The following is a 6,851-nucleotide window of genomic DNA, read 5'->3' on the forward strand; positions in this document are numbered from 1 at the left end:
TACTATCTAGCCGTTATGGGGCGAGACAGGGGAGGTGGCGGCACGAGCGGACGCGGGTTCACGCGCCCTACTACCACCGCCCCCCCCCCCCCCCCCCCCCCCCCCCCCCCCCCGCACCGCACACCTTCGGCACCTCGCGCTCCCTTGCACCGTGCACTCTGCGCACCGTACCCCTCGCACTGCCAGCACAACTCATGTCGCACAACTCATGTCGCAGACAAGGAGCTTGTCGCAATGGTCAAATACACGGACATCGTCATCGGCGCCGGATCCTCCGGTGCGGTGGTCGCAGCCCGGCTCACCGAGGAGCCGTCCAACCAGGTGCTGCTGATCGAGGCCGGCCCGGACTACCCCGACCCCGGGACCCTGCCGGAGAACCTGCGCAACGGCCTCTACCCGTCCTTCGCCGGGCACGACTGGGGCTACCAGGCCGAGGCCGTCCCCGGCCGGGAGATCCACCTGGCCCGCGGAAAGGTGGTCGGCGGCACCTCCGCCATCAACACCTGCCTCGCGGTCCGTCCGCACCCGCTGGACTTCGAGGAGTGGGCGCGCCTCGGGAACGACGGCTGGACCTGGGAGGACGTCCTGCCGTACTTCGTCCGGATGGAGGACGACAAGGACTTCGGGCAGCCGCTGCACGGCAAGGGCGGCCCGATCCCGGTCGCCCGCTGGCGGGACGAGCAGCTGACCCCGCTGCAGCGGGCACTGCTCGACACCTGCAAGGAACTCGGCTTCCCCGACATGCCGGACCACAACTCGCCGGAGGGCACCGGTGTCGGACCGCTGGCGCAGAACCTGGTGGACGGTACTCGGGTCTCGACGGCCACGGCGTACCTGGGACCGGTGCGCAAGCGCGAACAGCTGGAGATCCGGGCCAACACGACGGTCGACCGGATCGTCTTCGAGGACGGCCGGGCGGTCGGGGTACGCGTGATCACCGACGGCGTCGCGGAGACGGTGTACGCCGACCGGATCACCCTCTGCGCCGGGGCCATCGGCACCCCGGCCCTGCTGATGCGCTCGGGCATCGGGCCGGTCGCCACCCTGGAGCGGCTCGGGGTCCCGGTGGTGGCCGACCTCCCCGGGGTGGGGGAGAACCTGCTCGACCACCCCACCTGCATGGTCACCCTGAAGCCGCGGCCCGGCGTCTACGACGACTCGCTGCCCGTGACGCAGATCCTGCTGCAGTACACGGCGCCGGAGTCGGCGGAGTTCAACGACATGCAGATCTACCTGTTCAACCACGTCGACCTGAACGGCTACGCCCCCGCCCTGGTCGAGGCGGTCGGCACCGACAAGGTCTTCATGCTCTCCGCCGGCATCGAGCGGCCGCTCTCGCGCGGCCGGGTGACCATCGACAGCACGGACCCGGAGGCGGCTCCGCACATCGAGTTCAACTTCCTGGACCACCCCGAGGACCGCCGCCGGTTGCGGACCGGTATGCGGTTGGCCGCCCAGATCGCCAGCAGCCGGGCCTTCGAGATGTTCGCCACCGGCCGGATGGTGCCCAGTCCCGAGGTGCTGGCCTCCGACGAGGCGCTCGACGAATTCATGATGTCGGCGGTCGGAACGCACTTCCACCCGGTGGGCACGGCCAAGATGGGCCCGGCCGACGACCCGATGGCCGTCGTCGACTCCCGCTGCCGGGTCCACGGCGTGCCCGGCCTGCGCGTCGCGGACGCCTCGGTCATGCCGATTATGATTCGCGCCAACACCAACCTCACCTGCATCATGATCGGTGACCGCGTCGGCGACTGGCTGCTCGAAGAGCGCTGACCGAACCTTTCGGTACCGTGCCCGGCCCGCGTGCCGCGAGCGCACGGGCGGGGCAGGGGCCGACCCAACAAGCACTGGAGCTCCCAATGCCCAGTTCCACCAGCACCCTTGTCGTGTTCGCCCATCCGAACCCGGACACCTCGCGGATCAACTCCGCCCTGGTGGCCCAGGCCCGTGACACCGAGCACGTGGCCGTCCACGACCTGTACGCCGCCTACCCCGAGGGCCCGATCGACGCCGAGCGGGAGCAGCGGCTGCTGGCCGAGCACGATGTCATCGTGCTTCAGTTCCCGTTCTACTGGTACTCGGTGCCGCCGCGGCTGAAGCAGTGGCTGGACGAGGTCCTGCTGGAGGGCTTCGCCTACGGCGCCGGCGGCGATGCCCTGCACGGCAAGACCCTGCAGCTCGTCACCACGACCGGCGGCCCGGAGAAGTCCTACCGTCCGGACGGCTACAACCGGTTCACCGCCCGCCAGTTGCTCCTTCCGCTGGACGCCACGGCACACCTGTGCGGCATGGTCTACGCCGATCCGCTGATCTTCCAGGGCGTCCGCACCTACACCGACGAGGACATCGCCGAGGCCGGCCGCCGCTACCGGAGCCTGCTGGAGAGCACGGTCCGCACTCCGGTCGGCTGACGCATCGCCAGATAGCCCGTCCAGAGTCATCCCCCCGGCCGGTTGCATCGCAACCGGCCGGGGGGATCTCTGTTTTCCGTCCCGTGTCGGCCCGGAGCAGCGCGGTGTGCCCGAACGGCCAGGCAGCCGCCCGAACCGCCCGGATCCACCCTGATCCACCCCGAATCCGCCTGGCAGGGACCCGACTTGGAGTAGTGCGCGGACGGACCTGACGTGTGCCCGGCGAGTCGCCCCTCGGCTCTCGCGGCCCCCCGCAGTCGCTTGCTACACAGGAGTCGGGCACTGCGAGGGCGGCCGGATCCGGTTCCGGACGGCGCGCCCGACGCCACCGAGTGCCGCCAACCCACCTTCCTCCAAGGAGGCCATCACCGATGGCGAAGAAACGCGTTCTCGTGGTCCTCTCCGAGTACGGCTACTGGGGCGAGGAACTGATCGGTCCGCTGGAGACCTTCGACGAGGCCGGCTACGAGGTCACCTTCGCGACACCCACCGGCAAGCGTCCGGTGGCCCTGCCGCCGAGTTACGACCCCGAGTACATCGACCCGCCGCTCGGCCGCTCGGTGACCAGCACCGAGATGGCGGAGAAGGTCAGGGCGATCGACAGCTCGGACCGGCTGGACAATCCGCTGGACCTCTCCTCCTGGCTGCCCGACCGGCCCTACCGCAGCCGCAGCGACTTCCTGCGGGCCTGGGAGGGCTACCAGACCCGCCGGGAGCACGTGCAGCAGCAGGTTGCGGACCGCTACGACGCGCTGCTGATCGTCGGCGGCAGCGGCCCGATCGTCGACCTGGCCAACAACTGGCGCATCCACGACCTGATCCTGGCCTTCTACCACCTGGGTCTGCCGATCGCCGCGGAGTGCTACGGCGTCGCCGCCCTGGCATTCGCCCGGGAGCAGGACGACCGGGTGAGCATCATCCGCAACAAGCACATCACCGGTCACTGCATCGAGTACGACTACAAGGACGGCACAGGCTTCATGGGGACCGACTTCGTGATCGGCCCGCCGCCGTACCCGCTGGAGTACATCCTGCGTGACGCCACCGCACCCGAGGGCGCCTTCCACGGCAACTTCGGCAAGGAGACCTCGGTGATCGTCGACTACCCGTTCATCACCGGGCGTTCCACCCCCGACTCCTACCTCACCGGCCAGAAGCTGGTCGAGGTCCTGGAGCAGGGCCTGCGGCAGTGGGGCTACACCGCCTGACGCAGCCCGGGGACGGGCGGCCGTGGCGATCGTACCGGCCGCCCGTCCCGACCAACTCCCTTACCGCACGGAACGGATGGAGAGGACGACATGGTGAGCAGGCCCGCCCGGGTGGCGATGCTCGAACAGTTCAAGGCCGACGGCATCAGGTACATGTTCGGCAACCCCGGCACCGTGGAACAGGGCTTCCTGGACGAACTGCGCGGCTTCCCGGAGCTGGAGTACGTGCTGGCGCTGCAGGAGGCCGCGGTCGTCGGCCTCGCCGACGGGTACGCGCGGGCCACCCGCAGGCCGGCCCTGCTGCAACTGCACTCCGGGGTCGGCCTCGGCAACGGCATCGGCATGCTGTACCAGGCGATGCGTGGCCACGCCCCGCTGGTGGTCCTGGTCGGGGAGGCCGGGCTGGCCTACGACAGCATGGAGGCCCAGATGGCTGCGGACCTGGTCGGCATGGCAGGGCCGGTCACCAAGTGGGCGACCAGGGTGGTGGATCCGAACTCCACCCTGCGGGTGCTGCGCCGGGCGTTCAAGGTCGCCGCCACCCCGCCGTACGGGCCCGTCATGGTGGTGCTGCCGGCCGACGTGCTGGACAGCCCGACCAGTGAGCCGGTGGTTCCGACCTCGTACCTGCAGACCTCGGCCGTGCCCGAGCAGGCCGTCCTGGCGGACGCCGCCGCGCTGCTGGCCGGAGCCGAGCGGCCGCTGATCATCGCGGGGGACGGCATCCACTTCGCCGGCGCGCAGCGGGAACTCGCCCGGCTGGCCGAGGTCTGGGGCGCGGAGGTCCGGGGCGCGGACTGGGCCGAGGTGAACCTACCGGTCGACCACCCCGCCTACCGTGGCCAGCTCGGCCACATGTTCGGCTCGGTCAGCAGCCGGATCACCTCGGCGGCCGATGCCGTGCTGATCGCCGGTACCTATGCGCTGCCCGAGGTGTTCCCGGCGCTGGAGGGGGTGTTCGCCGAGGGTGTTCCGGTCGTCCATGTCGACCTGGACAGCGGTGCCATCGCCAAGAACTTCCCGGTCGACCTCGGTCTGGTGGCCGACCCGAGGCCGACACTGGCCGGGCTCGCCGACGCGCTGGAGCGCCGGCTGAGCCAGGAGCAGCGGCAGGCCGCCCGGCGCCGGCTGCAGGGGTGGGCCGAGGAGAAGTCCGCGGCGCTGGCCGGGGCGGTGAAGCGGGACAGCGCGGCGGACGGGCCGCTGACGGCCGGCTTCTTCGGCCACCAGCTGTCGCTGCAACTGCCCCCGGACGCCATCCTCTTCGACGAGGCGCTGACCTGCTCGCCGGGCATCTTCCAGCACAACCCGCCGAACGTGCCCGGGAACTGGTTCCAGACCCGGGGCGGATCGCTCGGCGTGGGCATCCCGGGCGCCATCGGCGCCAAGCTCGCCCACCCGGAGCGCACGGTGGTCGGGTTCACCGGCGACGGCGGCAGCATGTACACCTTCCAGGCGCTGTGGACGGCCGCCCGCTACGAGATCGCCGCCAAGTTCGTGATCTGCAACAACGGCCGCTACCGGCTGCTCGACCACAACATCGAGCAGTACTGGCGGACCCAGGGCATCGAACCCCACGACTTCCCCGGGGCCTTCGACCTCACCCGGCCGGAGATCGACTTCGTGGCGCTCGCCGAGTCGCTGGGCGTGCGGGCCGTGCGGGTGGAGAAGCCGGAGCAGGCCGCCCCGGCGATCACCGAGGCGCTGGCGCACCCGGGGCCGTTCCTGATCGACCTGGTCATCGACCGCACCAGCTGACGGAGAGGGGCGTGAGGACCGTGCGGCTGAACGGTCTCAAGATCGCGGTACTGATGGAGAGCGACTTCTACGAGCCCGAAATCCTCTACTACCAGCGCCGGTTCGCCGAGGAAGGAGCCGAGACGCACTTCCTCACCCGGCTCTGGGGAAACGACCGGCTGGTCTTCCGGGGGCACGAGCACGGGCTGCCGTTCGAGGTCGACGAGTCCTTCGAGGAGCTGGACGAGTACGGGCTCAAGGAGTTCGCGGCGGTGATCGTCCCATCCGGCATCGTCGCCGACCGCCTGCGGTACACCGAGGAGGTCGACCGCCTCCCGCCGGCCGCGGCCTTCCTGCGCCGGGCGTTCGCGGACCCGGCCATCGTCAAGGGCATCATCTGCCACGGCATGTGGCTGGCCGCCCCGATCCCGCAGGTGATCCGGGGCCGCCGGGCGGTGGTGCACAACAACCTGCTCGGCGACCTGCGCAACATGGGCGGGGTCTTCGTGGACCAGGACATCGTGGTGGACCGCGACCTGGTCACCGCCCGCACCGGGAACCACTGCCATCTGTTCGCCCGGACCATCATCGAGCAGCTGGCCGCCCGGCGCTCGTCCGCCGATTGAGTCCGGCCGGCGATCCCACTGACGAAATGCTTCTGCATGCACTGTCCGGCTTTCCCGCCCGCGCGCGCCGCACGCTCTGCGCGTGCCGCGTGCCCCGCACGTACCGCTCGTCCTGTCCGTACCGCTCGTCCTTTCCGTTCGACCGCCTGCCGAGGAGCTCCGGGACATGAGCACGATCACGATCCAGCCGACCCATCCGCAGCAGTCCCCGGCCATCGGCCGGATCCCCGTACTGGACGTCCAGCCCATGGTCGACCAAGGGCACAGACCTGCGAAGGCCGTACTGGGCGAGACCTTCGCCGTCACCGCCACGGTCTTCCGTGAGGGGCACGGTGCCGTCGGAGCCAACGTGGTGCTTCGCGGCCCGCGTGGCCGTCGGGGCCGGTGGACACCGATGCGCGAGCTGGCGCCCGGTACCGACCGCTGGGGGGTCGAGGTCACCCCTGACGTGGAAGGCCGATGGACCTACACCGTGGAGACCTGGAGCGACCCGGTGGCCGACTGGTTGCACACCGCCGAGATCAAGGTTCCGGCCGGCCAGGACATCGAACTCGTGCTGGAGGAAGGGGCGTTGCTCCTGGAGCGGGCCGCCGCGGGCGTCCCGCGCGGCGCCGGCCGGTCCGCCCTGCTGGCCGCGGCGCGAGTGCTGCGGGACGAGGAGCTGCCCCCGGCGCACCGGCTGGCGGTGGCCGGGGAGGAGCGGATCCGGCAGATCCTCGCCCGTCATCCGCTGCGTGAACTCCTCACCGAGACAGGGCCGTTCGATCTGGTGGTGGACCGGCAGCGGGCGCTGTTCGGGTCCTGGTACGAGTTCTTCCCGCGTTCGGAGGGCGCGCTGGTGGACCCGGACGGCAACGTCCCGCCGG

General features: G+C 70.6%; 6 protein-coding genes. All 6 read left to right on the forward strand.

From position 1 onward, the window contains the following. Positions 1-234: 234 nt before the first annotated feature. A complete protein-coding gene (gene mftG / locus ACZ5ON_RS26845; protein ID WP_465597841.1) occupies positions 235-1,776 on the forward strand; it encodes a mycofactocin dehydrogenase MftG in 1,542 nt (513 codons plus the stop codon). Positions 1,777-1,862: 86 nt separating this feature from the next. Beyond that, a complete protein-coding gene (locus ACZ5ON_RS26850; RefSeq protein WP_465597844.1) occupies positions 1,863-2,414 on the forward strand; it encodes an NAD(P)H-dependent oxidoreductase in 552 nt (183 codons plus the stop codon). A gap of 371 nt (positions 2,415-2,785) precedes the next feature. Further along, a complete protein-coding gene (locus ACZ5ON_RS26855; RefSeq protein WP_465597847.1) occupies positions 2,786-3,622 on the forward strand; it encodes a type 1 glutamine amidotransferase domain-containing protein in 837 nt (278 codons plus the stop codon). 90 nt (positions 3,623-3,712) lie between these two features. Continuing rightward, positions 3,713-5,380, forward strand: a complete 1,668-nt coding sequence (locus tag ACZ5ON_RS26860) for a thiamine pyrophosphate-binding protein (RefSeq protein WP_465597850.1) — start codon at positions 3,713-3,715, stop codon at positions 5,378-5,380. 20 nt (positions 5,381-5,400) lie between these two features. Next, positions 5,401-5,985 (forward strand): DJ-1/PfpI family protein, encoded by a 585-nt coding sequence (locus ACZ5ON_RS26865; protein WP_344639732.1) that lies wholly within the window; start codon positions 5,401-5,403, stop codon positions 5,983-5,985. Positions 5,986-6,151: 166 nt separating this feature from the next. Continuing rightward, the coding region (locus tag ACZ5ON_RS26870; protein ID WP_465597853.1) for a maltotransferase domain-containing protein at positions 6,152-6,851 on the forward strand (700 nt) is incomplete at its 3' end.

This window comes from Kitasatospora sp. NPDC032150 (assembly GCF_055579945.1).

What these genes read in the sequence shown, in the direction of transcription:
- ACZ5ON_RS26860 (WP_465597850.1), top strand. Translation starts at nt 3,713, where the DNA reads ATGGTGAGCAGGCCCGCCCGGGTGGCGATGCTCGAACAGTTCAAGGCC.
- mftG (WP_465597841.1), top strand. Translation starts at nt 235, where the DNA reads ATGGTCAAATACACGGACATCGTCATCGGCGCCGGATCCTCCGGTGCG.
- ACZ5ON_RS26850 (WP_465597844.1), top strand. Translation starts at nt 1,863, where the DNA reads ATGCCCAGTTCCACCAGCACCCTTGTCGTGTTCGCCCATCCGAACCCG.
- ACZ5ON_RS26855 (WP_465597847.1), top strand. Translation starts at nt 2,786, where the DNA reads ATGGCGAAGAAACGCGTTCTCGTGGTCCTCTCCGAGTACGGCTACTGG.